The sequence below is a fragment of the Formosa sp. A9 genome (assembly GCF_051200825.1).
Lineage (GTDB): Bacteria > Bacteroidota > Bacteroidia > Flavobacteriales > Flavobacteriaceae > Formosa.
Genome location: NZ_CP195158.1, coordinates 1,010,523 through 1,036,014 on the forward strand (window position 1 = coordinate 1,010,523; position 25,492 = coordinate 1,036,014).

Annotated in this window: 22 protein-coding genes; 6 read left to right on the top strand and 16 right to left on the bottom strand. The window is 35.3% G+C overall.

Features of this window, described 5'->3' with window-relative positions; translation table 11 throughout:
* Positions 1-5 precede the first annotated feature (5 nt).
* From ACR9EA_RS04445 to ACR9EA_RS04465, 5 genes are all read right to left on the bottom strand, one after another.
* A complete protein-coding gene (locus ACR9EA_RS04445) occupies positions 6-4,391 on the bottom strand; it encodes a choice-of-anchor L domain-containing protein (RefSeq protein ID WP_435138099.1) in 4,386 nt (1,461 codons plus the stop codon).
* A gap of 143 nt (positions 4,392-4,534) precedes the next feature.
* Positions 4,535-6,145, bottom strand: a complete 1,611-nt coding sequence (locus tag ACR9EA_RS04450; protein ID WP_435138102.1) for a T9SS type B sorting domain-containing protein — start codon at positions 6,143-6,145, stop codon at positions 4,535-4,537.
* Between the two features lies 1 nt (position 6,146).
* Positions 6,147-8,918: a T9SS type B sorting domain-containing protein gene (locus tag ACR9EA_RS04455; protein WP_435138105.1), complete on the bottom strand. Its 2,772-nt coding sequence runs from the start codon at positions 8,916-8,918 to the stop codon at positions 6,147-6,149.
* A 37-nt stretch (positions 8,919-8,955) separates the two neighbouring features.
* Positions 8,956-9,780 (bottom strand): ABC transporter permease, encoded by an 825-nt coding sequence (locus tag ACR9EA_RS04460; RefSeq protein WP_435138108.1) that lies wholly within the window; start codon positions 9,778-9,780, stop codon positions 8,956-8,958.
* 18 nt (positions 9,781-9,798) lie between these two features.
* Entirely contained in the window at positions 9,799-10,695 is an 897-nt protein-coding gene (locus ACR9EA_RS04465; protein ID WP_435138111.1) for an ABC transporter ATP-binding protein, read from the bottom strand.
* Positions 10,696-10,791: 96 nt separating this feature from the next.
* On the opposite strand from ACR9EA_RS04465, the gene ACR9EA_RS04470 reads away from it, so the two are divergent.
* On the top strand, positions 10,792-11,853 hold the full coding sequence (locus tag ACR9EA_RS04470) for a hypothetical protein (RefSeq protein WP_435138114.1): 1,062 nt from the start codon (positions 10,792-10,794) through the stop codon (positions 11,851-11,853).
* Here ACR9EA_RS04470 and ACR9EA_RS04475 read toward each other — a convergent pair.
* The 7 genes from ACR9EA_RS04475 to ACR9EA_RS04505 form a co-directional block, all read right to left on the bottom strand.
* Positions 11,850-12,368 (bottom strand): IS1096 element passenger TnpR family protein, encoded by a 519-nt coding sequence (locus ACR9EA_RS04475; protein ID WP_435138117.1) that lies wholly within the window; start codon positions 12,366-12,368, stop codon positions 11,850-11,852. The two genes, ACR9EA_RS04470 and ACR9EA_RS04475, sit on opposite strands and share 4 nt — an antisense overlap.
* Before the next feature lie 36 nt (positions 12,369-12,404).
* Positions 12,405-13,421: a COX15/CtaA family protein gene (locus ACR9EA_RS04480; RefSeq protein ID WP_435138120.1), complete on the bottom strand. Its 1,017-nt coding sequence runs from the start codon at positions 13,419-13,421 to the stop codon at positions 12,405-12,407.
* A 10-nt stretch (positions 13,422-13,431) separates the two neighbouring features.
* Positions 13,432-14,856 (bottom strand): CCA tRNA nucleotidyltransferase, encoded by a 1,425-nt coding sequence (locus ACR9EA_RS04485; protein WP_435138123.1) that lies wholly within the window; start codon positions 14,854-14,856, stop codon positions 13,432-13,434.
* A gap of 38 nt (positions 14,857-14,894) precedes the next feature.
* Complete coding sequence (locus ACR9EA_RS04490; protein WP_435138126.1) at positions 14,895-15,269, bottom strand: GxxExxY protein; 375 nt, start codon at positions 15,267-15,269, stop codon at positions 14,895-14,897.
* Between the two features lie 53 nt (positions 15,270-15,322).
* Entirely contained in the window at positions 15,323-15,883 is a 561-nt protein-coding gene (locus ACR9EA_RS04495) for an L-threonylcarbamoyladenylate synthase (protein ID WP_435138129.1), read from the bottom strand.
* Positions 15,884-15,997: 114 nt separating this feature from the next.
* Entirely contained in the window at positions 15,998-17,113 is a 1,116-nt protein-coding gene (locus ACR9EA_RS04500) for a glycosyltransferase family 4 protein (RefSeq protein ID WP_435138132.1), read from the bottom strand.
* A gap of 3 nt (positions 17,114-17,116) precedes the next feature.
* A complete protein-coding gene (locus tag ACR9EA_RS04505; protein WP_435138135.1) occupies positions 17,117-18,043 on the bottom strand; it encodes a glycosyltransferase family 2 protein in 927 nt (308 codons plus the stop codon).
* Positions 18,044-18,329: 286 nt separating this feature from the next.
* Between ACR9EA_RS04505 and ACR9EA_RS04510 the strand changes: the two genes are divergently transcribed.
* Positions 18,330-19,205 carry an ATP-grasp fold amidoligase family protein gene (locus tag ACR9EA_RS04510; protein WP_435138138.1) on the top strand — a complete coding sequence of 292 codons (876 nt, stop codon included), beginning with the start codon at positions 18,330-18,332 and terminating at the stop codon, positions 19,203-19,205.
* Here ACR9EA_RS04510 and ACR9EA_RS04515 read toward each other — a convergent pair whose 3' ends face one another.
* Positions 19,206-20,318, bottom strand: a complete 1,113-nt coding sequence (locus ACR9EA_RS04515; RefSeq protein ID WP_435138141.1) for a glycosyltransferase family 4 protein — start codon at positions 20,316-20,318, stop codon at positions 19,206-19,208.
* 89 nt (positions 20,319-20,407) lie between these two features.
* Here ACR9EA_RS04515 and ACR9EA_RS04520 point away from each other — a divergent pair, with 89 nt between their 5' ends.
* Positions 20,408-21,172, top strand: a complete 765-nt coding sequence (locus ACR9EA_RS04520; RefSeq protein WP_435138144.1) for a Kdo domain containing protein — start codon at positions 20,408-20,410, stop codon at positions 21,170-21,172.
* A 3-nt stretch (positions 21,173-21,175) separates the two neighbouring features.
* Here ACR9EA_RS04520 and ACR9EA_RS04525 read toward each other — a convergent pair whose 3' ends face one another.
* From ACR9EA_RS04525 to ACR9EA_RS04535, 3 genes are read right to left on the bottom strand one after another with little or no spacing between them, the layout of a single operon-like run.
* Positions 21,176-21,925: a glycosyltransferase family 2 protein gene (locus ACR9EA_RS04525; protein WP_435138147.1), complete on the bottom strand. Its 750-nt coding sequence runs from the start codon at positions 21,923-21,925 to the stop codon at positions 21,176-21,178.
* Positions 21,926-21,939: 14 nt separating this feature from the next.
* The gene (locus tag ACR9EA_RS04530) at positions 21,940-23,004 is read right to left on the bottom strand and encodes a glycosyltransferase family 9 protein (protein WP_435138150.1); all 1,065 of its coding nucleotides are present in this window, start codon (positions 23,002-23,004) and stop codon (positions 21,940-21,942) included.
* Entirely contained in the window at positions 23,005-23,820 is an 816-nt protein-coding gene (locus tag ACR9EA_RS04535; protein ID WP_435138153.1) for a 2,3,4,5-tetrahydropyridine-2,6-dicarboxylate N-succinyltransferase, read from the bottom strand.
* 139 nt (positions 23,821-23,959) lie between these two features.
* Here ACR9EA_RS04535 and ruvX point away from each other — a divergent pair, with 139 nt between their 5' ends.
* From ruvX to def, 3 genes are all read left to right on the top strand, one after another.
* The gene (gene ruvX, locus ACR9EA_RS04540) at positions 23,960-24,370 is read left to right on the top strand and encodes a Holliday junction resolvase RuvX (RefSeq protein ID WP_435138156.1); all 411 of its coding nucleotides are present in this window, start codon (positions 23,960-23,962) and stop codon (positions 24,368-24,370) included.
* Positions 24,371-24,503: 133 nt separating this feature from the next.
* A complete protein-coding gene (locus tag ACR9EA_RS04545) occupies positions 24,504-24,767 on the top strand; it encodes a hypothetical protein (RefSeq protein ID WP_435138159.1) in 264 nt (87 codons plus the stop codon).
* 117 nt (positions 24,768-24,884) lie between these two features.
* Complete coding sequence (def, locus tag ACR9EA_RS04550) at positions 24,885-25,475, top strand: peptide deformylase (protein ID WP_435138162.1); 591 nt, start codon at positions 24,885-24,887, stop codon at positions 25,473-25,475.
* Positions 25,476-25,492: the final 17 nt, after the last annotated feature.

Below are 25,492 nucleotides of genomic sequence, written 5' to 3' on the forward strand. Positions count from 1 at the left end.
TTAATTTATCGTTTTAGAGTAAAGTGCCCTTTTACTTGAAACGATTTGTTGTTTTGAATAATGTCGGCTACATACCAATAATCATCTGTTGGCATGGGCTGACCTCTGTAGGTGCCATTCCATCCTGTGGCATCGGCATCTAAAGTCGTCATTAATTTACCATATCTATCAAAAACAAAGACTACAGTACCCGGAATATGTTCAACCCCAATAATATGCCAAGTATCGTGAAAACCATCGCTGTTGGGTGTGAAAAACTTAGGAATGTTTATTACTTGTACAACTGTACTTCCTATAGCACATCCGCTAATGTCTTTAACTGTTACGGTATGTTCGCCAATGTTAACTTGATTAAACGTATTGGATGTTTGTGGCGCACCTTGGTCTAAGCTATAAACATAATCGCCACTACCACCAGAGGCAGAAACGGTAATGGTATTGGCTTCCGAAAACGAAGTCGCATCGGCAGTAACTGTTAAATTCGATCCGTTTGGATTGCTGTAAGGTAATAGATTGAATGTTTTTATAATGTAACAACCTGTGTCGTTACTCTGTACACGAGCGTAAAGTGTTTCGTTGGGTGTGTAAACATAAGGAGAAACTAAAGGATTACTTGCAGTTTCGGCATCGGAATAAGTGGAGTAGTAGCTCACGGTAACCGCATTTAAATCGTACACCAAACGATTATCTATAGTTGTTAAATTGAGTGTGCCTGTACCATCTTCGCAAAATTGAAAATCCGATAAATCTTTTGTCGGTGGTGGTAGCGTTGTGTTTAAGGCAATAGGTTGTATGGTATAACAATATGTTGCAGCATCAAATACCGCTAAAAACACTTCGGTAATGTTTGCAGGTTTAATGTAGTTTTCCGGATCGGGAATGTTGGTTGTAATGTTGGTAGGATCTTGAATGTTGGCTACATCTTCGAGAGATTCAAAATAATATTCTTCTAAAACTTGTCTAGGGTTTAAGTTGATCGATTTTACAGCTTGGGTTAAGTCGAAATGTACATTATCTCCATCGTAATTGGTGGCACAAGCAGGAGCTATAGTGGCACTACTAAAATCAGGAAGCTCGTTAATTTTAATTAATAGGGGTTGTACTTTATAACAATCGGTAATTCCTGCATTTTCTATCCTTGCCCAAATATTTTGAAGTGTAGGAGACGTTTGTATGGTGTATGTTGAGTTTAATTGATTGATTCTAGCATTGGCATCGGCCTCTGTTTTGTAAAAGGTAATGTCTAAAGTTGCATCGCCTTCAATTTCGTCTGCTGTTTGTTCTAAATCTATTGTGGTATTGGCGCTATCTGCAATAATGCAAACGGGTATGTCTACAATGTTATATACGGGAGAAATAATGGTATTTAAGGTTATGGCAGATTCTACTATAGCACAAGCAGGATTGCTGTTGTTTTTAGCAATAACATAAATGGTTTGTGGGCCATTAGCAACATTTACAACATCATCGTTTCTTAATAGTTGACCTCCTTTTTCGGTGTAAAATGATACATTGATATCAGACGAGTAATTTACCAATAATTCGTTGCGATCTATATCTCCAATTTTAAAATCGGGAGTGTCGCAGGCAAAAAATGAAGTTTTATCGATTTCTGGTTGTAGATATACTTCAATTTTAACAGGATCGATAACAGCACAACTTGTTGTATCCCTTACATTGGTTACACGGCTGTAAATGGTTTTAGAGGGGGTGTAATAGGTGTTTGGGTCTTGTATGTAATTGTTGTTTCCAGAAACGGCATCGTTTTGATTTTCGTAAAGTTTAATATTTACTGTTTCTGGTACGGTATTTAATGTAATGTCGTTTACAATGTCGGATAAATTAATTTCAAGCGCAGGGTCGGTTACGCAATATCTAAACGTATCGTAAGTAATGTTAACCTCTGGTAATTGTATAATTTCTACAGGAAAAAAGAAGGTGTCGAAACATATACCTTGTAATGAGACAGCACTTACGTTTTGTGTAACTTTAACATACAAACCGCCTTCTGCAACAATCGTGTTGCTATCTATGTATTGCGGGAGTTTATTTTGGTTTAAATCTAAATCAGTTTGCGTTAAATAATAGTCTATTTTATAACCTTTGCTAGTGTAATCTATTAGGGTGTTGTAATAGTCTAAATCTAACACAGGCGGACTGCTACATTCTTTAAGGCCATCGGTGCTGTATACTAAATCTGGAGCTTCAAAAATTTCAAAATCAGATTTTATGGACATGCATCCAGGATATTCTATTTGAATGTAAATGGTTTGTAATTTTTCTGGAACACCATCGCCGTTTAAATCTGGAATGGTATAGTTTTCTGATTTTGGAATTTCGGATGTATAGGTATTATCATCATAAAACGTAATGATTATATCGTTTATTCCTTCTGAAATATCGTTAGCAATTTCAACCATATTGAAAGTAGAGCCTCCACAAGTTGCATAATTTTGCAAGTTGTTCTCGAAAGCAATCAATACATCTGGAAAAATGTCTATTTGTGCTACAGAAGGGCAGGCATTGGGATTGTTTTTATCGGTAACCTTAACATACACGACGGAAGGTGATGTTGCTAAATAGTCTTCGATGTCGGTAATTTCATTAACGTTATTATCGGCATCTTCTTGACTTCTGTAGTAAGTAATGTCGTAGTCATTGGGGTTTAATCCATCTAAAATGGCTGCAAGGGCTTCATCTAAATCTTCAATAATACCATCGGTTGTTAATTGGCAACCAGCAATTACCGAGCTATCCGAATTATTTATTTTAGGGCTTTCGGTTTGTTCTAAATAAAAATCGTTGGTTCCTGCGCACCCCGTTATTTTATCTTCGACTCTTACATACAACAAGTCTAAAGTGTTAATGTTTCTGTAAGGGTCAGGAATGGGTTTTATACCTTCGTCTGCCTGATATTCGGTGTAGTGATAGGTAATAATATAATCGTCTGTGTTAGTTGGGGCAAATAACGCGTCTAAACTATGTAAACTGAAATTTAAATCGTTATCGCATCGAAATGCTCTAATATTGTCTGGTACCGTGGGCTGTGGGTTAACCATTAAGGTAAACTCTAAATTTACAGTACAGGCATAACTATCGCCAAGTACAGAGGCTTTAATGAGTTTGGAATCGCCTGGGCCTAATGTAATTGGCGATGTAATGGGATTGTCGTTACTATCGAAATACGAAATGGTGTAGCCTGTGTCTGGTATTTCATTTCTAATCTGGCTGGTAATATAGGAGTTGTAATCTTGTAGATTAAACACTTCGTCTTCCGAGCTACAGCGTGAAAAATCTTGGTTAGGATCGATATCAACACTGGTAGCGGGTTTAAATGCTATAGTAACCTCGTCGCTAATGGGGCAGGCATTAGTAGTACTTACACCATTTATACAATCGGGTTGAGGTACGTTAATTTGAATACTGTAAGTTCCCGATTCGGTTACCGTATATTGTGCTTTGTTGTAAGGCGCTCCGCCATCGGTTATGCGTACGCCGTCTTTATACCAGTTGTAATTTGTAATGTAGGAGTTGCCAATGTCTGCGTTTAATGTAATTGAGGTACAGGTGTCTGTAATATCTTCACCTAAATCTACAGATGTGTTAAAACTGCTTCCTTTTATAAAAACAGCAGTATCGTAATTAGTGTCGCCATGATCGGCAACAATAAGCTTAATTTTATATTTTTTATAAGGTGTAATCGATGCTTGGGCAGTTAACACTTTGGTGCGCCCGTAAAAATTGGTATTGCCTAATTGAGCAACTTCATTTTCGTAAAACTGTATGTTATCGCCCGCACAACTGTTACCATTAATATTTACCGTGTTTACAGGTGTAGTTGAATCTGGTATAAGGGCAATGTTTTTAAAATTACTATTGCCTTCTTCTTGAATTAAAAAGGCAAAGCCATCGGCATAACTACAAACATTCGGACTGTTGTATTCTTCTGAAGCGAGTATGTAATCGAAAGCAATGGTATTGGTTATGGCTACGAATTCGAATTCTAAAGTGGTGGCATTTCTGGTGTCGGAAATGCCTAAGGTCGTATTTAAATCGGGGTCTGTTCCCCAACTATTACCACCTGCGTTTAAGTTGGCAACAGGGGCATTTCCTGCTTCAATAACGTTTCCAGTAGTTAAAATAATACCATCGTCGAACGGAAAATTTGAGTTATTTTTACTAAAAGCTCCAAAACTAGAAAACGCTTCGCCCGCAACAAAGGCATTTACAGGCGAATCTGCTTCGCACAATGCTATACCACAACCAGATATTAAATAGTCTTCTATTAAAGATTTCGGATCGGATGAGGAGTTAACAGAAATCAGGTTTTGCGAAAACAGGCTATTGCTTATAAAAAAGCATAAACACATAATGTAAAAACCTGTTCTCATAAAAGCTTCAAATTCAGTTAAATTAAATCAATATACATGAAGAATTTCTAGTGGAAAAAAAGAAAAATGCAAATATATGGTTTTTAGATAAAATACATTGGAATAACGATGAAATACCTTATAGATTGTATGATGCTTTAATATTAACGTTTTAGGGTAAAGTGCGATTTAAAGTGGCGGCCGTCGGCTAAGGTGGCAGTAAACCAATAATCGTCACTTGGCAAAGGTTGTCCCTTAAAAGTGCCGTCCCAACCATCGTTGTAAGGCGATATTTGTTTTATTAATTTACCATAACGGTCAAAAATATAAACTTTAGTGTTTGGCATAAAAGTATCTGGAATGCCTTCAATTCTCCAAATATCGTGGTAGTTATCTCCGTTGGGCGTAAAAAATTTGGTAAAGCCTACTACATAAACTGTTTCTTCGGTGGTGCCACAATTATTTTTAACATCCATCACTTTTAAAGTGTAAACTCCAGCAGCTACATTCTCGAAAGTATTACTGGATTGGTAGGGGAAATATTCGCCCTCATTATCATCTTCATTATAGTATAAAGCGTATTCGTAAATTCCGGTACCGTCAACTTCTACTGTTATAGAGTTGTTGTCGGCTAGGTCTTTAACATTTACATTTACAATGGTAGCGGTAGATACCTCTATAACGGTTACGATATGTGTTTCTATACAACCAGTAATTTTATCGGCTATAGTTACTTTATAGGTGCCTGCTTGGTTAATGTTTAATGTAGGTGTATTTTCTCCAGATTCCCATAAGTAGGTGTAATTATCTTGATTTTCGGGCGCTATTCCTGCATCTATTGTAATGGTTTCCGGATACAAATTGCTGCAATAGTTTACGCTTGCTTCTGTTGTATAAATTGGTGTAGCTAGTAGATTAAAACTTGTAATTTCAAAACATTCTGTAGTCGTATTGGTCATTCGTACATAAATTGTTGAAACCACTTTTCCGTTGTCTTCATTGATGTAAGGACTCGATAACGGATTTAGTTTTTGATTGGCATCGGCTATGCTGGTATGATAAGTTAATGAAATACCGCTTTGCGTACCTAGAATAGCAGATTCATTTGTTTCTAAATTAAACGAAGAAATGCCATCGGAATAAGGAGCAATGATATCGCAAGTAGTAATATCTGAAGGCTTTTCTGAAGAAGATTGATCTGACGGAGACGACGCAAACTCAGCTGTTCCAGTCCACTCTAGTGTAAAGCTACTAGTGCCTATTGGGCGATCTATAGCAATGTAATACGTATCTCCTGCGTTTACATCTAGCCATTTAACGAAACTGTTACCTAAGGCAGAAGGGCCTTCGGTAGCATCGGTTTCTGTTCCATTCATGCCTGTATGATTAGATGTTAGTCCTGCTTGCGAAGGATTAGTTGTAGAGCAGCGTATTGCCATACCAAGGTTGTTGCAAGGTCGGTTTGGACCAAACACAAAAAAATCGTAGTCTTCATTAATGTTACTGCTGTTAGGCTTCAGGGTGAATCCTAAAGTTCCCGATGTTATTGGGGTAACTTTTAACCAAAGGCTGTTGTGTTCTTGGCTTCCGCAAGAATTTAAATAAGAAATTTCTTGTGTTCCGCTACCAGAAACATTAGAATCTACATTCGAATTTCCACAAACTGTTACCGAACCTAAACAATCGTTGGATTGTTGTGAATGCAGGATAAAATTATTAAGAAATAGAAATAGAATGAAAAGCGATATGCTGTTTACAGCGGGGTAATGTTTCATGTTAACGTCTTAGGGTAAAATGTGTTTTAAAGTTACGACCATCAGCCAAGGTTGCAGTAAACCAATAATCGTCTTCGGGTAAATTTTGTCCGTTAAATGTGCCATCCCAACTAGAATCGTTTAATGTGATTTGTTTTAATAGTTTACCATAACGATTAAAAATGTACACATTGGAACTTGCCATAAACACCTCGGAGGCGCCTTCTATTTTAAAAGTGTCGTTATAGCCATCGTTGTTAGGGGTAAAGAATTTAGTAAACCCTACAACGTAAACTACTGTTTCGGCAATGCCACAATCGTTTTTTATATCTTTTACACGCGCCGTATAGATACCTGGTTGTACATTATTAAAAACCGGGTTGCTTTGGTAGTCGCGATAGAGTGTGTGGTTGGTTTGCTCTTGGTTAGTTGTATATAAGGCATATTCGTAAATACCTAGTCCGCTTGCCGAAATGCTTACAGTATTTAGGTCGCTAGCGTAAGATACTTTTGCGTTGTCTATAACTGCTATTCCAGATTCTTCGGTAGTAAATGTGTTTAAGGTTACACAGTTACTCGTGTTGTTTATAATGGCTACGGAATAGGTTCCTGTTTGGTTAACCGTTAAAGTGGCGTCTGTCGCGTCTGGAATTATTTGCTGTTCGTTATACCACTGAAATGAATAAGCAGACACATCTCCATTCGAAATATCTGCATGTAAAGCAACGTTGGCATCGGTACAAAAATAAGCGGTATCAAAGGTTTCGGGGGCGTCTGTTACTGTTAGGTTAAAGGTTTGATCTGTATAGCATCCCGTTTTATCGTTTGTGGCTCTTACGTATATAACTTGATTGTTGTTACTGTTTATGTAGTGTTGCGGATTCTCAATACTATTAGCTGATGCTGTACCTTCTGGATTGGTCTCGTAAAATGCAATGGAAGCATCTGTTGAAGTGATACTTTCTTCCAGATTAAAAACAGAAATACCATCGTTATAAGGCATAGAGACATCGCAACGATTTAAATCTTGAACCGTTAAGGTTGGTGTCGGGATTAGTGTTATATTAAAAGATGTGGTGGCAAAGCAATTGGTGTTATTATTATTTTCGACTCTGGCAAAAATAGCTTTGTTGCTAGTTGTTGTGTTGTAAGCATTGGACGCACTAATTTTGTTTGTATTTGCCAAAGCATCTGGTTCTGTTTCGAAATAACTTACTGTAAAATCACTAGGGTTTTGGGCGCCTAAAATTTCAGCATTTTTAATACTTAAATCTATGGTTTCTGTTCCATCGTTATCCCAATCGCAAATATTAGTAATGTCTGAAGTCGAATGGGCTATCGGGATGTCGTAATAACTCACATACGCTTCACCTTCTTTAATATCGCAAAAGGTACCGCTTACAGGTGTGATAATAACTTTGTAATATCCTGGTTTTGTAACGTCCATCTCCCAATCGTTTAAAGTCGGGCTAATTGTGTTTCCATTTAAAGTCCACTCATAGGTGGCATCTGGAATTTCTTCTGAAGTTAGAGTGTATGTGTCTCCCGTACAGAGTGCTAAATTATTGGTTTCAACACCGTCGCTGGCATGAATGATATCTATTTTTTGATTGAAGAATGATTGAATAAATGGGGGTAAGCCTTGTGTAGAATTTTTTCCGCCTAAATCTATTGCATTGTGTCTGTATTGTGCGGCAGTTCCTTTAGCATTTGGGTTTTGTATAACGCCTAAATAAGGTAAACCACGTTCGTAGGTTGCAGACAGGGCTCGATATATTTTTCCGTCAGGACCCAATTGTAAAGCGCCTCTAAATAGGTTCCTGTCGTCTAATACAACTTGGGAGTCCGATATGTCTAAAGCTTTTAAATCGTATTGAATTAAAGCCGAACGGTGTCTGGTTTCATTATTAGCATCGTTGCCATTGTAATCGTTAGAGGCATGAATGTATAAATAGCGATTGTTAGACGAGAATTCTACGCCATAAGGTCTGTTACTTGTAGATGTAGAAATGGTAAGCTCTTGTTGATTAGAAACTTTACCCGTATCGGCATCGAAATCGTATATTAATAAACCGCCGTCCATATTGGCACTCACCATTTTTGTGCCGTCTGGAGATAATTTTAAAGCTCCGCGCGGATCTGTAAACGATGTGGCGAAGTTAGAAACAACTGGAGTGTGGTTGATATTGGTATCGTTAATTTCGTAAGCATAGAAAGTGTTTAATGCTGATTGGTTATCTTGGCCGTTGTACGTAGATAACGTGATTACCCATATAGATTGCGTATGGCAGTCTTTAACAACTGCACTTATTTTTTCGGAGCTGTAATCTAAGAGTTTTGTGTTTTTTTCTATTACTTTTCCTAAGCCTGAATTTTCAGATAAATCTACTATGGAATACCGAAAGCCACCATTAAAAGACACACCATTAATGGGCACTCCAGAACCAACTGTAAAAATATAATATATATCGCTGGAGTTTGGTTTAGGGACAACTATAGCCGATTGAGTACTAGACGGATTACCGTACAGGTTACTACCGTTATCCATAAGGCCGTGGTCTTTATTGTAAACGGTTAACCCATCAGTGTAAAATAATAAGTTACCTTGTTCGTCAGAAATCGAAGAAGCTCCTTCTTTAGTGTTTAAGCGTCCGTTTGTGAGTGCAGAAACTGCACCAGTGTTAGAGTTGAATTGTATACCTGCATTTTCGCCAAAATACCAATTGGCAGCTTCAAATTGTGCAAAAATTACACCATGAAACAAGGCTACAATAGCTGTTAATATGTATTTCATGAATTAGGGAGAACTAAGCTATTAGTGCCCTAATATATTATAAATCTCTTTTCTTTAATAATTTATAGGCTAAAAACACAAAAATAGCAGTCCAAATAACCACAATACAAACATCTAAGCCATGTACCGCGTAATCGTACATCATTTCAGTCTTTTCTGGAAATTTGGTAATCATAACACGCTGAAACGGCTGTTTAATTAAATTATACATGGATTTTAGTGGGAAGAAACGCTGGATTTTTTCAGCAATATCGGTATTCATTTGCCAAGCCATAACGCCAAACAAAATCCATTCTAAAATAAAGAGTACAAAAAGAGCTCCTAATGCAAAAGCAGAGCGTTTTACCAGCATAGCTAAGAATAAACACAGGCTAAAAAAGCCCACCAACTTTACAAAATAGGCTAATAAAAAACTGGTTTCCCGAAAAATAATTTGAAGCTCGGTGTAACTAGAATAGTACAACCCAATGCAGAATGTCGCAATGCCAATTAAAACGGTGGCAATAAGCGAGAAAAAGACTATGGTGTAAAATTTAGAGAGTATAAATTCCTTTTTACTAAGGCCGTCTATTAAGTTCTGTTTAATGGTTTTATTACTGTACTCGTTGCCAATCATGCTCACTACAACTATGGCAAAAAAGAATTTAAACTGAGATGCAAAAAAAGTGGTAATGTGCCAAATTATAGGAAAGTTAAAAATACCTAATTCGCCCAATTCCAACGTAAATAAACCAAAGAAATTTATTTTTATAGACGATAAGATAAGTACCGTAAAAGGTAAAATGAAGGATATGAAAATAAGAATTTTACTGGCGCGATTTAGTAAAAGTTTTTGTAATTCTAAATTTAAAAGTCGTAGCATAACAATGGATTTTGTGGCTTAATTGTGGTCTGTTAGTTGTAAAAATTGTTCTTCTAAACTTTGTTTGCGTTTTACCAAATGCGATAATACAATGCCTTTCTGGAACATTAATGTGTTAAATTCCGAAGCTTCCATAGGTTCGTTAAGCAATACTTTTATAAGTTGTTGGTCTTGCGTAATAGAGCCAAATGCCGAATGATTTTCTAAAAACTGAATTAAAGTGTTGTTATTTTCGCACTTAAGCTCTAAAAAACCATGACTGGCAACCATTTCGTCTACGCGACCAGAATATAATTTTACACCTTTTCTTAGTACCACCACATGCGAGCATACTTTTTCAACCTCGTCTAGCAAATGCGAAGCCAATAAAATGGTAGTACCGGTTTTTGCAATTTGTTTTATAATTTCCCTAATTTGGTGAATCCCTTGCGGGTCTAAGCCATTGGTGGGCTCGTCTAGTATTAAAATTTCTGGATCGTTAAGTAGGGCAGAGGCTATAGCAAGGCGTTGCTTCATGCCTAGCGAATAGGTTGCAAATTTGCTGTGTTTTCTGTCTAGCAGTCCAACAATGTTTAATTTTTCATCTATTTTACTAAAATCAATCTCTTTTATTTTACAGACTAATTTTAAGTTCTGATAAGCGGTCATGTACGGATAAAAATTAGGTCGCTCTATAATAGCACCTACTTTTTTTAGGGCATCATGTGTAGTTGTTGTGCCGTCAAACCAGCTAAAGGTTCCAGAGGTTTTATTTACAACATTTAAAACGATACCGAGAGTGGTAGACTTACCACTGCCGTTAGGGCCTAAAATGCCGTAAACATTTCCTTTATTTATAGTGAACGATAAATCGTTTACCGCAGTTAACGATCCAAATGTTTTGGTGAGATTATTGATGGTTAAAATAGATTCCAAATTGGCATGTTTTTGGTTATGTTAGTACGACGACTCTTGGTTAAATTTGTTACAAGCTAATAAATAAAAGCGTAAATTTGAGAGAATATTATAATTATGGACGATTTAAAAATTTCGAAAAAGAAACCTTCTTACCCAATTACGCCTAAACTGAACAAGTATTTGTCTGAATATAATAGGAATTTTAGATTACCGATTTTTTACGACGATTTGTTGCGTTTTCAAGGGTCTATAGTCGTATACGATAAAAATGATGAAGATACCCTTTGGTTACGCGTGTATTACAACGATTTTGAGCGCGAAGAAATTGAGTTAAGTTTAAAACGGGTGTATTCCAATTTGGTGTCAGATGGTAACGAAACCATTTTTAAATATTTAAGTGTAGATTGTATAGACTTTTGCACTTTCGGCAACTCGAAACCTTTCCGAATTAAAGTCAGAAATACCTTAAACGATAATTACACCTATTTTTATGTAAAAAAGGCCGATGCTTCGCGAATTTATGGTTTGGAACTCGAACATATGCTCTCGCCAAACAGCCTTAACTTTTTGGTGTATAAAGATACATTGATTGAGGAGCATATTGCAGGTATACCAGGCGATGAGTTTATTAAAAATATGTTGCCCAATTGTTTGCCTTCAGAAAAATCGCAAATAGCTAAAGAGTTTGTGAAATTTAACGAACGTTGTATGATTCGGCTTTTAGGCGATATGCGTTCTTATAATTATGTAGTTGTACCTACCCACGATTTCGATCATGTAGTGTATAAAGTACGCGCTATAGATTTCGATCAGCAATGCTACGAAGGCAAGTTTAATATTTACCGCCCACAGTTTTTTAAGGAAAATTATACCATGGTGCAATTGGTTAAAGAAAAAATAACCAAGGCTTCTATAGACCAGTATAAAATTGAAGAACGTTCCATTATTGCCAAACGCGCTATTAGTTACCAAAAGCGTTTAGGGAAATTAATAGAATGTATGACCCATGAAACCCTTTCTACTCAAGAAAATATTGCACAATTATCTGCTAGTATTTACGATTATACTTTAGATAAGAATATACGGCACAGTACCAGTATGGGCGAAATTTTAAAGTTTGCCTTAGATTTTGTGAAACGAAATTACGAGGATGTTAATATGAAAAACTTCAGTTAGTTCCAGTTTTCATCAAAATCCAGACTTTCGTAATCGTCGTAGTCTAAATCGTCGTCAAAGTCGTTAAAATCATTAAAAGCATCGTCGGCTTCAAAAGATTTTTCTGGAGCTTGTTCAGGAATTTGTCCGTGAACAAACATTAAATTCGGGTAGTCTACACCTTCTGATGCTTCAACAATTTCGGCCAATTCAACAAAAAAGGTCCACATGTTAAAGAAATCGTATACGTAAATTAATTTGGTTTGCTCTTCGTTTAAAATACTATCGAGTGTCGTTTCGTTCATTAAACTCACATCGTCTTGGCCGTCGCTTAAATCGAAAAGAGAAAACTCTTCGCCTTGATTCCATTCGTCGTCGCTTCTGTAAAACGAAGCCATTTCAGCACCATCAAACCCAAAAGATTGGGTTATAATGTTATGAAGATCTTCTAAAGTATCGGTATGTCTTATTTCTAAATCTCGAAATACATCGTCTTCGGTGTCGTTATCTAAAATAACTCTAAATCTGTAAATCATGCTGAAAATTTAAGTGGCAAATATACTATTTTATACTTATTTACTGAAGCGATGTAAAGTAAATGTCATGGCGGTTAACAAGAAAAAAGCGCCTATTTGGTGAAGTATTCCAAGCCAGATCGGGACGTACAATAAAATGGTAAAAACACCTAATAAAAATTGTATGCCAACCAGAATAACCAGCGAATTAATTCCTTTTTGTTGGTTTGGTGTTAACTTAAATTGGCGGGATTTATAGTAAATGTATAGTATTAGTGCTACAACTACATAAGCAAATGTTCTGTGTATAAATTGAATGCCACTAGGGTTTTCTATCCAATTTTTATAAAAAGGCTCTACAATATAAGCCGATTCGTGAATAAATTTACCTTCATTCATTAAAGGCCAATGGTTGTGTAGCAAACCAGCTTTTAACCCAGCAACAAAGGCTCCGTAAATTATTTGAAAAACTAGAGCGATGTAGCCAACAGTTATAAGATTCCTCATCGTGGTATTGGCTGGTTTTGTGTTGGGGTAAATTAAATCTAAAGCCACCCAAAGGGTTGCGGCAAAGGTTAAAAATGCTGTGGTTAAATGTGCGGCTAGGCGATAGTGGCTTACATCGGGCATCTCTACTAATCCGCTTTTTACCATATACCAGCCTAAAAATCCCTGAAAAGCACCAAGCGCCATAAGAATTAAGCTCTTTTTTATAGTTGATTTTGTAAGTTGTTTGGTGATTAAAAAATATACAAAAGGAAAAAAGAATACCAAACCTATAACTCGGCCTATTAAACGGTGAAGCCATTCCCAAAAATAAATACTTTTAAAATCGCTTAATGTAAAATGCGAATTGTAATGTTTAAATTCTGGGTGTTGTTGGTATAATTGGAAGGCCTCTTGCCATTCGGTGTCGTTTAAAGGCGGGATGGTGCCTGTAATAAGTTTGTAATTAGAGATCGATAAACCAGAATCTGTAAGTCGTGTAATACCACCAACAATTACCATTATAAATATTAAAAAGCATCCGGTAAGCAGCCAGTAGATTACTTTTTTATTGTCTTTTGTTTTCATTGTTCTATAATTACGTGCGCGGACTAACAGATAACCCTAATCGCTCACCTTCTTTAAGCATTAGTGCGTGAGCAGCTTCAAATTCATTTGGAATTTCGCCTTCAAGAATGGCTTCTTTAATGCGTTCTTTAATAATACCTATCGCTTTGGAAGGTTTTAAATTAAAGGTTTGCATAATTTCTTCGCCAGAAATTGGGGGTTGAAAGTTACGTATATGGTCGCGTTCTTCCACTTCAACAATTTTATCGCGTACAATTTTAAAATTGTTATGGTATTTTTTAAATTTTTTAGGATTTTTAGTGGTGATGTCTGCTTCGCACAAAGTCATAAGGTCTTCTACCGCATCTCCCGCATCGAATACCAAACGTCTTACGGCCGAATCGGTTACGATATCTTGTGCCAGAACTATGGGGCGAGAACTCATTAATACCATTTTCTGAACAAATTTCATCTTGTCGTTTAATGGCATTTTTAAGCGTTTAAACAAGTGATAGGTCATTTTAGAGCCTTCAAACTCATGCCCATGAAACGTCCATCCTATTTTTTTGTTGAATTTTTTTGTAGGCGCTTTACCAATATCATGAAGTAGTGCTGCCCAGCGTAACCATAAATTGTTCGTGTTTTTTGCAATATTATCGACCACCTCTAGTGTGTGATAAAAATTGTCTTTGTGGCGTTGCCCTTCAACTTCGTCTATGCCTTTTAATGCTGTTAATTCAGGCAGAATAATGTCTAACAAGCCAGTTTGCTCCAACAGTAAAAAACCAATAGACGGCGTGTCGCTTTCCAAAATTTTATTGAGTTCTACGACAATGCGTTCTTTGGTAATTATGGTAATGCGTTTGTTGTTTCTGGCGATGGCTTGTAGCGACTCGCTTTCTATGTTAAAGTTAAGCTGTGTGGCAAATCTAATAGCACGCATCATACGTAACGGATCGTCGCTATACGTAATGTCTGGATTTAATGGCGTACGAATAATTTTGTTTTCTAAATCTGTAATTCCATTAAACGGATCTAGTAAATCGCCAAAAGCGTTTTCATTTAAATTAAGAGCCAATGCGTTTATGGTAAAGTCGCGGCGGTTTTGGTCGTCTTCCAAAGTGCCGTTTTCGACTACCGGATTACGGCTGTTTTCGTTATACGATTCTTTGCGTGCTCCAACAAATTCAATTTCTATGTCTTTATAACGAAGCATGGCAGTGCCATAGGTTTTGAATACTTGTACTTTAGGCGATTTTGGTAAGTTTTTGGCCACCTGTTTGGCTAAGGCAATACCGCTACCTACGGCAACAATATCGATATCTTTGGCAGTACCGCGGTTTAAAATAAAATCGCGAACAAAGCCACCAATAACATAGCTGTCTATTTGAAGCTCTTTAGCTGCTTGCGAGATAATTTTGAAAATGGGATGTTGTAAGGCGTCTTTGTAATTCATTTTTTAAACATCTTTTTGCCACGAATGCACAAATGTTATTATAAAACTATTCGTTTATGATCTAGAAAATTTTTATGGAAATTAGCAAGTATAGATAATTTGCAGCTAGATACTTTTAAATAATTTAAGCATTGAGCAGTATGTTTATCGTTTAGCGAATCTACCGATTTAATTTCTAAAATAATCTTATCGAAAACAACAAAATCGGCATAAAATCTATGTTGTAAAACAGTGTCTTTATAATTTACTAAATACTCTTTTTCTCTTAAAAATGGAATGTTTTGTGTTTTAAACTCATATTCAATAGCATCTTTATAAACAATTTCGGAAAAACCACTTCCTAAATTATTGTAAACTTCAAATAATACACCAATAATCGTATAGCTTTCGTCTTTGTAAATAATTTTCGACATTTTAATATGGTTTTTGCTATATCAAATACAATTATTCGTGTATTTGTGGCTATTTAAGCTCTTATCACTTTAACAATGCCATCGTTACTTAGTTTTATAATAGACGACGGTTTTGTGTTTATTTTTTCGTGGTGCAAATTTACGACATAGTCTACACCTTTTAAAATCTCTGGTGCTATTTCTTTAAAGCTTTTTGGCGTTGGAAAACCACTAATATTTGCTGAGGTAGAGACAATGGCGCCATTAAACCTGCGTAAGAGCTGAAAACAAAAATCGTTGTCGGGAATACGAATTGCAATGGTATTGTCTTCGGCAATTAAATTGGAAGCTAAATTTTGAGGTTCGTCGTAAATAATGGTAATGGGTTCTTCTGTAATATCTAGAATGCTAAAAGCAGCTTCAGGAATTTTTTTTACATACTTTTTTAGCATGCGGTCGTCTGCCACTAAACAAATAAGGGCTTTGCTGTCTTCGCGTTGTTTAAGTTGAAATATTTTTTTTACAGCCTCTGGATTACTGGCATCGCAGCCAATACCCCAAACGGTGTCTGTTGGGTATAGTATAAGTCCGCCGTTTTTTAGAACTTTTAGGGCATTAGAGATTTCGTTTTGCATAATTGTTTATACCTGATTAATACAAGATGCAAATTTAATTATTATTGCTCTAAGTTCTATTTGTAAAAAGGTGAAACACAAATTTAACAGCTAGTTGTTTTATGGAAAAGGGTTTTAGTTTAGAGACTCTTCTAAAACATTTTGATAAACTTCTAGGGTTTTTTGAGCCATTTGGGTTGTTGTAAAAGTATTAATAAGGGTTTTGTAGGCCTGATTTACGAATTGGGTTTTTAAATTAGAATCTTCGGCGATTTTAAAAATGTATTCAGTAAGTGTTTTATCGTCGTATGGCTCGGTTAATAAGCCATTATTTTCGTGCTGGATAATTTCTGGAATACCGCCTACATTAGTACTTACAACGGGAGTTTTATGGTACATCGATTCGTAAATAAACTGAGGAATACCTTCACTTTGAGACGTCATTAAAGAGATGTCGAATTGCGGGATGAAATTTGAAGCGTTTGGTGTATACCCTAAAAACTTGACATGGTTCGATAAATTAAGTGCGTTAATACGGTCTATAAACGCTTGTGTGCGTTCGGTAAAAGTACCTATCTGTACAAAAAAGAAATTAGTGTTTTTTTCTTTATTAATAATTCTATCGGCTACATCTATAAAGGTGTCCAGATGTTTGGCCCTTATATGGTTTGCAATGTTCCCGATAATTAATTTATGGTTCTCGATATTAAATTTTTCCCGTAGCAGGAAACTTGTTTCACTACTTTTTGTTCGTAAGTTGGTGCCATGATAAATGGTGAGTAGTTTGCTGTGGTCTGTAATTGCTTTTTCTGAAACGCTTTTAGTTGCTTCGGAGACACACAGTATCTTTTTTATTTTAAGATAATTGTATTTATAAAGTGTTTTTTTACGTTGCTTGATTTCGAAAGACGTTTTTTTACTGAAAATAAAAGGGGGCAGTTTATAAAATTTATCGGCTATTATGGCTAGTTGAATGGCTGTTGTATCGTGTATGTGAATGAGGTCTATTTGATTTTTTTTACAAAGCTTAGCCAATTGCAAAGCAAATCTAAAATCTATTTTAATGGCTAAAGGGGCAGCGATATAGTTTATAGAGGTGCTTTTTAATCTTTGATGAAAGGCGCCGTTTTTTACACAAAATACAATGTTTTTAACTTCGGGATTTGTAAGTGCTAGTTCAGAACACAGATTTTCGATATGGTGTTCGCCACCACCCCAATTCGATACAGCCGATACGTGTAAAATAGTCATCTTCTAAACGGAAATTATTTGTTTTTGTTTTAGCGAGTCGCTTATGGGAGCGCCTTTTAATAACAATACAAATAAAGGTATGTTTTTAGGTTTTATAAGTGATTTAAAGAACAATTTAACAGTTAGCCACCATCTTAAAGTAAGGTATGCCCAATATCCAGAGTTTTTGCGCAACACATACAATAACGATATTTTTAGCTCCTTTTTTATGGCCATGCTTTTTTCTGTGCTTTGCCCTTTAAAATGTATAAACTTTCCGGCAGGTACTAAATAACAGTCTCCTTGGTTTGAGTGTTTAGCTATTCGAAAGCATAAATCTGTTTCTTCATAATATAAAAAAATATTGGTATCGAATCCGCCAACAGCATTAAATTGTTCGGCTTTAACAACTAGAAAAGATCCTGGCACCGCTTGTACTTTTAGAGGACTGTTATAAACTTTTTGACGTTTTGGATATGTTTTGGGGTTACTGCTTTCTAGTAATTTTCTGCCAAAAAGCTCACGTTTTAAACTTAAAAAATGATCGAACGATTTCTGCACTTCTCCGTTTTCGTTGTATTGTTGTGGACAACAAACCGCAGCATTTTTATGCTCATTTAAAAAATTAAAAACAATGTTTAAACAATCGTTTTGTAAAATCGTGTCGTTGTTTATAAACGCGTAATGTTTGGCATTTGCAAACTGAACGCCATACATATTGCCACCGCCAAAACCAGTGTTGTAGCGGCTTCGTACTAATGTAATGTGTTCTGCATTAAAGGTTGCAATGGCTTGTTTTAAAGCTTTATAATCTGTCGTTTCGGAAGCATTATCAACTACAATAATTTCGTAAGAAATACGGTTAGAAGTCTGTTTTAGTATAGATTCTATACAGTTTATAGTGAATTTTGAAGAATTGTAGTTTAAAATTATTGCAGAAATGTCTTTCACAATGACCAATTAGAGATTAAACAGTTGAACGATTTAGATAACAAAAATAATCTAAAAATTATAGGAGTACTATAATTGTAAATTATAATTAGACCTTGAAAATTATTAATTGAAGCCGCTTTTTACGAGTATAATAGATTATGGATGAGGTTATTTTTGCGATTACATTGCATTTATTTCACATAGATAAAATCTAAACAGTAAAAATTAACGTAAAACTTATTGACTTTATATATTTGCGATATTATAAAGTCTTCACATTATTTAATATTAAGCCCTAATTTTAATGCATTTTTTTAAAAGGAAATATTACCAATTAAAGGTTAATTATTTAAATCAGTTTGGTACAGATAAACAATTTGTTAAAGCTGCTTATAAATTGAAAAATGATAAGCCCTTAAACCTTAATAAACCTATAGAATTTACTGAAAAGCTTCAATGGCTGAATTTTTATAAATATTCGGAGGATTATAAAATGTATGTTGATAAATATGAAGTGAGATCCTACGTCGAAAAAAAATTAGGTAAAGGCTATTTAAATGAAATTATTGGGGTATACGATGCTGTAGAAGATTTAGATTTTAAGAGTTTCCCTAATCAATTTGCCTTAAAATGCACACATGGTTCTGGGTATAATGTTATTGTTAAGGATAAAAAAGCGACAGATTTAGAAGTTGTTAAACAGCAATTAAAATCGTTTATGTCTCGAAATTATTACAATAAATATAGAGAGCGAATTTACAAACACGTTCAGCCTAGAATTTTAGTAGAAAAGTATCTGGATCAACTTGAAAGCGATTACATTATCGATTATAAGTTTTTTTGTGTTAATGGTAAGCCTAAACTTATTTATGTAAAAACATTTTATGATGGAGCTTATAGAAATTGCTATTATAATTTAAATTGGGAAAAAATTTGCCCAGATTTAATTCATAAAAATTATTTAAATAAAGATATCCCTAAGCCAGAAAATTTAAATGAAATGATTGCTGTTGCCGAAAAATTATCGAGTGAATTTTATTTTGTAAGAGTGGATTTGTATTCAATAAAAAATAAAATTTACTTTGGCGAACTTACTTTTTTTCATTTAGCAGGTTTACAAAGGTTGACAGTCGATCGGTTGAATAAAGAATTAGGAGATTTAATCCCGATTTCTGCATAACTACGAGTTTGCTTTTAAAACTTCAGAAAGTTCGTTATACATTTTTTTTGCAATAACTTCTTTAGTAAAGTTGTTTATTAAATATTGGTATCCGTTTTTAGTTAGGGTGTCTTGTAGGGTTTGGTTGTTTAGTAAATGTTCAACTTTATTGGCAAAATCCAAAGGGTTGCCCACTTCGGCCAAAAGCCCTGTTTTATTATTTACGATTACCTCTGGTATGCCTCCGGCATTTGCTGCTACAATGGGTGTTTTGCAAGCGTAAGCTTCCAGCAATACTCCGCCTGTGGGTTCGTTATTCGAGGTAAACATCAGCACGTCTAATTCTGGTAAAATATCAGGAATATCCGTTCTAAAGCCTGCAAAAATAATGTGATCGTTTAAGTGTTTGCTCGCGACATATTTTTTTATGTCGGTTTCTAATTTGCCTTGTCCAACCAGTATAAATTTCAATTTCAGGGCAGATTCTTGAAGCAATTTTTCGGCAGCGTCTACCCAAGTGTAATGGTCTTTAAAAGCGGTGAATTCTGCAATATTGCCAATAATTTTATAATCTTCAGGAATATTAAATTCTCGATGTAATACTCCCGTTTTGTGTTGTTTCGGAAACTTATTAATATCGGTTACACTGCCAACAACGGTTAGTTTAGAATGGTCTTTAACGGCAGGTTTTAAGCTGTCGACTACAGGGTACGATACACAAATTATTTTTTTTATCCCCTGGTAGTTGTATTTCCATTTACGGAAAAAATTAGTATCTACACGTTTTATTAATGTGCGGCAAAGTACTAAAGGAATGGTTAAACCATAAAGTAAAGATGATAAAACGGTTAGGGTGTGCGATTGGCCGTTATGTATAAACACTAAATCGGCCTTATTGGTATCGGCAATCGATTTTAAGGCTTTTGCAAATTTTAAATCGTATTCCGATTTACATTCAAGGCCATAGACTTGAAGATTTTTGGCTTTTGCAATGGTATAAACTTCAGAATCTTTAGGGCAAACAATCCATTGGTCTTCTACATACCCAAAATCGCGGAAAGCTTCGTATAAATAAATTATTTTTTGTTCATGACCTCGCCAACCCTTAGACGCTGTAACCTGAATTAACCTCATGTACTATTTTTGCGCAAAATACAACATTATAAACAAACAATAGAAATTATTAATTGTTACGGCATCTTAAAAAAATGTAATTTCGCAGCATGACACGCATTTTTCAAAACGAGTACAAAGCTTACCAAAATAAGATAGATGAGTTTATAAAACACTTTTCTACTTCGGGAGAAACTTTTGGGAATCAAGATAGAAATACCATAAAATTATTCGACTTAAACGACAAGCAGCTAAATATAAAATCGTTTAAAATTCCGAATCTTGTCAACCAAATTGCCTATAAGTTTTTCAGAAAAAGTAAAGCTCAGCGCTCTTTTGAATATGCCAATATTTTGAAGTCTAAAGGCATTGGTACCCCAGAGCCTATTGCTTATTACGAGTTTTCTACACCGTTTGCTTTTAAAAAGAGTTTTTATGTGAGTGAGCATTTGCAGGTAGATTTAACGTACCGCGAACTGTGTCATGATTTAAATTATGAAGATCACGAAGCGATTTTAAGAGGGTTTACAAGATTTACTTTCGATTTGCACGAAAAGCAAATTAATTTCCTAGATCATTCTCCTGGAAATACACTGATTAAAAAAATAGGTCCAAATTACACGTATTATTTAGTGGATTTGAATAGAATGGAATTTGGTCCCATGGATTTTGAGGCGCGGATGAAAAATTTTGGACGCTTAACCACCCATAAATCTATGGTGAAAACCATGAGCGACGAATATGCGAAATGTTCGGGCGAACCAGTAGATAAGGTGTTTAAAGCCATGTGGGGATATACTGAAGCGTTTCAGGAAAAATTTCAGCGTAAACAAAGGTTAAAGAAAAAAATTAAATTCTGGAAAACTTACGATTAGTCGTTATTTGCGTCCTTTTCGTAAAAGCCATAGTTTTACATAACGCATAAAAATAACATAGCCTTGAATGTAACCAATGGTTAAGCCTACGGTTCCGTCTCTAAAACCGCCTTGTATAATATAATGTTTAAAGAATCCCCAAAACGGTTTTAAAACAAAATGATAAGGGGTTAAGTTGCCCGTTTTTTTGTCGTAATCGTGGGCTTGCCACCAGGCATAACGATTCATTTTTTCTAAATACTTATCAAAAGTAATATAGGTGTTGTGATAAAGTTTTTCTTTTAAAAACCCTACAGAGCCTGCAACTTTAATTTCGGCATGTACTTGTTTGTCTTCGTATTTACAGAGATCACGTTTGAAAAGACGAATGACTTTGTCGTTACGCCAGCCGCTATAATGTACGCGTTCGCCCATAAAGTGATTCATTCTGCCAATCCAATACGCATCGTGTTTAGGAGCTTTTAGTGTTTCTAAAATTTCCGATTTTAGTTCGGGAGTAACTCTTTCGTCGGCATCAACCAATAAAATCCATTCGTGAGTAGCTTGAGGAATGGCCCAATTTTTTTGAGAAGCCGAATACTGATATTCCCGACGAATAACTCTTGTAGCTAGGGTTTTGGCTTTCTCGAACGTACCATCTGTACTTAAGCTGTCTACCACCAAAATTTCATCGGCAAATTGTACCGATGCGATTACGGCTTCAATATTGTGTATTTCGTTACCTGTTGGGATAATGGCGGTTAACTTGGTCATAAAACAGAATAGTATTAGGCTTTAAATGGGGTTAAAAACTGTATTAAGTTATTTTTAAAATAGTTAGGAGTAAATAATTGGTATAATGATAGACTGTCTTTTTTCATATCTTTTTCAGGTTTTGATTGATATAATTCAGGAAGATAGTCTTTTAGATGAACCGAAACGTTGTTTTGATTGTCTTCAAAAATACTCCATGTTGTTTTGTCTATCCAAGGCGAAAATATGGTAAATGTTTTTATATCTAAGGCTTTGGCCATATTAATAGCTCCGCCTTCGTTACCAATAATTGCGTGGCAATGGTAAAGAATGGCTAAAAATTCTCTTAGGCTTTTACCATATACATTAAAATAAATGTGTTGCTGGGTAGTGGGTTTACAGCTGTCGTAAATACGTTGTGCCAACTCGGTTTGCGAAGGAATGTAATTAAAAAGAATCTGCGCTTGGGTATGGTCTACAATGGTATCTATAACTTCGGCCATATATTCCAGAGGATAGGTTTTTAAAGGGCCACTGCCTAAAACGCTAATCATACACAGGGTTTTGTCTAATTGTATTCCGTTGGCGGTTAAAAACGATTTGCTCTGTGCTATTTCCGAAGGCGTTAAATAAATTTTTGGCTTTAAAATTTCTGGCACTGTTTTTAAAATGGGGCTTAGTAATTGTAGTCTGTGCTCTATGGCCAAGCCAGCGGGTGTTTGTGCTGTTTTGGTTCTTGTAATTGTATGGTTATATATCCATTTAGAATACCATTTACGATACGATACTTTAAGTTTAGCTACCGAAAAATAACTTATAATATTGCTGGACAGCTTACCATAAACATCGATAACAATATCGAATTTTTCTTTTTGTAAGGTTTTTGCAAACCTAAAAAGTGCTTTGGTGTTTTTTTCGGCTTCTTTTGGAAAAACCACAAGGTGGTCTATGTAGGGATGGTGTTCTACAACAGAAAATGTATTGGCATTAATAAGATAGTGCAACGCGGCATTAGGATATTCTTTTTTTAGTGCTTCAAATAAAATACTACTTGTAAGCACATCGCCAATCATTTTCTGTTGTATTACCAATATTTTCATTTAAACCGCAACGTCGTTATCGCGTAAAGCATCGTTTAAAGACGTTTTCTTGTCGGTACTTTCCTTACGTTTTCCTATAATTAAGGCGCACGGTACTTGAAATTCACCAGCAGGGAAGGTTTTAGTGTAACTACCTGGAATTACTACAGAACGTGCAGGAACACGACCTTTCATTTCTACAGGTTTATCGCCTGTTACATCAATAATTTTAGTGCTCATGGTTAGTACCACATTAGCGCCTAAAACCGCTTCTTTTTCTACGTGAACTCCTTCAACTACAATACAACGCGAACCCACAAAAACGTTATCTTCTATAATTACAGGAGCAGCTTGTAAAGGTTCTAACACACCACCAATACCAACACCTCCAGACAGATGTACGTTTTTACCAATTTGAGCGCAACTACCAACTGTAGCCCAAGTGTCTACCATAGTGCCTTCGTCTACATAAGCACCAATATTTACATAACTAGGCATTAAAATGGTTCCGGCCGAAATATAAGCACCATGTCTGGCAACAGCATTTGGAACTACACGAATACCTTTTTCTTTATATCCTGTTTTTAACGGAATTTTATCGTGGTATTCAAAAATACCAACTTCTAGAGTTTCCATTTTTTGAATTGGGAAATACAAGACTACTGCTTTCTTTACCCATTCGTTTACTTGCCAACCAGAGTCTGTTGGTTCTGCAACGCGTAATTCTCCCGAATCTAAAAGAGAAACTACTTTTCTAATCGCTTCAATCGTGTCTTTTTCCGATAACAAGGCTCTGTTTTCCCAGGCTTGCTCTATGATAGATTGTAATGCTTTCATTTTGAAATTTTAAATTTTTTTCAAAGATACTTTTATAATTTATCTCCTTAAAACCGAAAGCATAAAAATTGCCTAAATCTTTATGTGTAAAAACTATTAAAATGGCTTGTTAATGCTAACTTTGTAAAAAATAGTTAATATGGCACGTGTTTTAGCGATAGATTACGGTAAAAAAAGAACGGGAATAGCGGTAACCGATGAGCTTCAAATTATAGCTTCTGGTTTAACTACCGTAGAGACTAAAGACCTGATTCCGTTTTTGCAAGACTATATTGCTAAGGAACAGGTAGAATTATTTGTCGTGGGCGAGCCCAAACAAATGGATGCCACAGCGTCTGAAAGTGAAGCCTTGATTATTCCGTTTTTAAAGAAATTATCCGAGTCGATACCCAATATTCCTATAGCTCGTGTAGACGAACGGTTTACGTCTAAAATGGCGTTTCAAACCATGATAGATTCGGGATTAAAAAAGAAACAACGCCAAAATAAAGCTTTAATAGATGAAATTAGTGCAACACTAATTTTACAAAGCTATTTGAATTCTAAATAATTCTGTATGAAGCGTTAATGTTGTAGGTTTTTATTCAATTTTAAACTTTTTATCGAAAAAAAATAACCTTTAACTAAAATTTTTATCAATACTGAAAGAGCCTCTTATATTTGAGAAAATTTCAGTTAATAAAATGAAAATTAATGTATTAATAAGTGTGTTTGCTATAGCCTTATTACAAAGTGCAAGTTTAAAAGCGCAAGACAAAAAGCCCGATTACAAGAGAATGAATCGTGTTGTTGTAAGCGTTAAAAAGTTAAACTTAAAACCTTTAAAAGTTGAAACATTACCCGTTTGGGCAAACCGAAAACGTGACTTAATCAATTCGCAAGTAAATGCTAAAATTAAATGTAGCATCGATTTGTTTACTGTCGTTAACGATAAAGCTGCTTGTTAAAAGCAAGCAATTTTCATATCCATCCAGAAAACTCCTTATTTAAGGAGTTTTTTTATTATAGGCTATTACGGTTAAGAATTGTATTTTTGCATTTCAAAAAATTTATAACACGTACAAATGATTTTACCAATTGTAGCTTATGGCGATCCTGTTTTAAAGAAAGAAGGGACCGATATAGATAAAGATTACCCTAAATTAAACGAACTTATAGATAATATGTTCGAAACCATGTATAATGCCTATGGCGTTGGTTTGGCTGCTCCGCAAATAGGACTGCCAATTCGTTTGTTTGTTATAGATACAACACCTTTTTCGGAAGATGAAGACTTAACAAAAGACGAGCAAGCTGCCTTGGTAGATTTTAAAAAAGTGTTTATTAATGCTACAATAATTAAAGAAGAAGGTGCCGAATGGGCGTTTAACGAAGGCTGTTTAAGCATACCAGATGTAAGGGAAGATGTGTTTAGAAAACCAGAAATTACCATAGAATATCAAGACGAAAATTTTGAAACGCATGTAGAGACTTACAGCGGACTTATAGCACGCGTAATACAACACGAATATGACCATATAGACGGCATATTATTTACCGAAAAACTATCTACCTTAAAAAAACGACTAATAAAAGGGCGTTTAGATAACATCTCTAAAGGAAAAATAAAAGTAGATTATAAAATGCGTTTTCCAAATCAAAAAAAGAAACGATAATATTTGGTTAGGTTTAA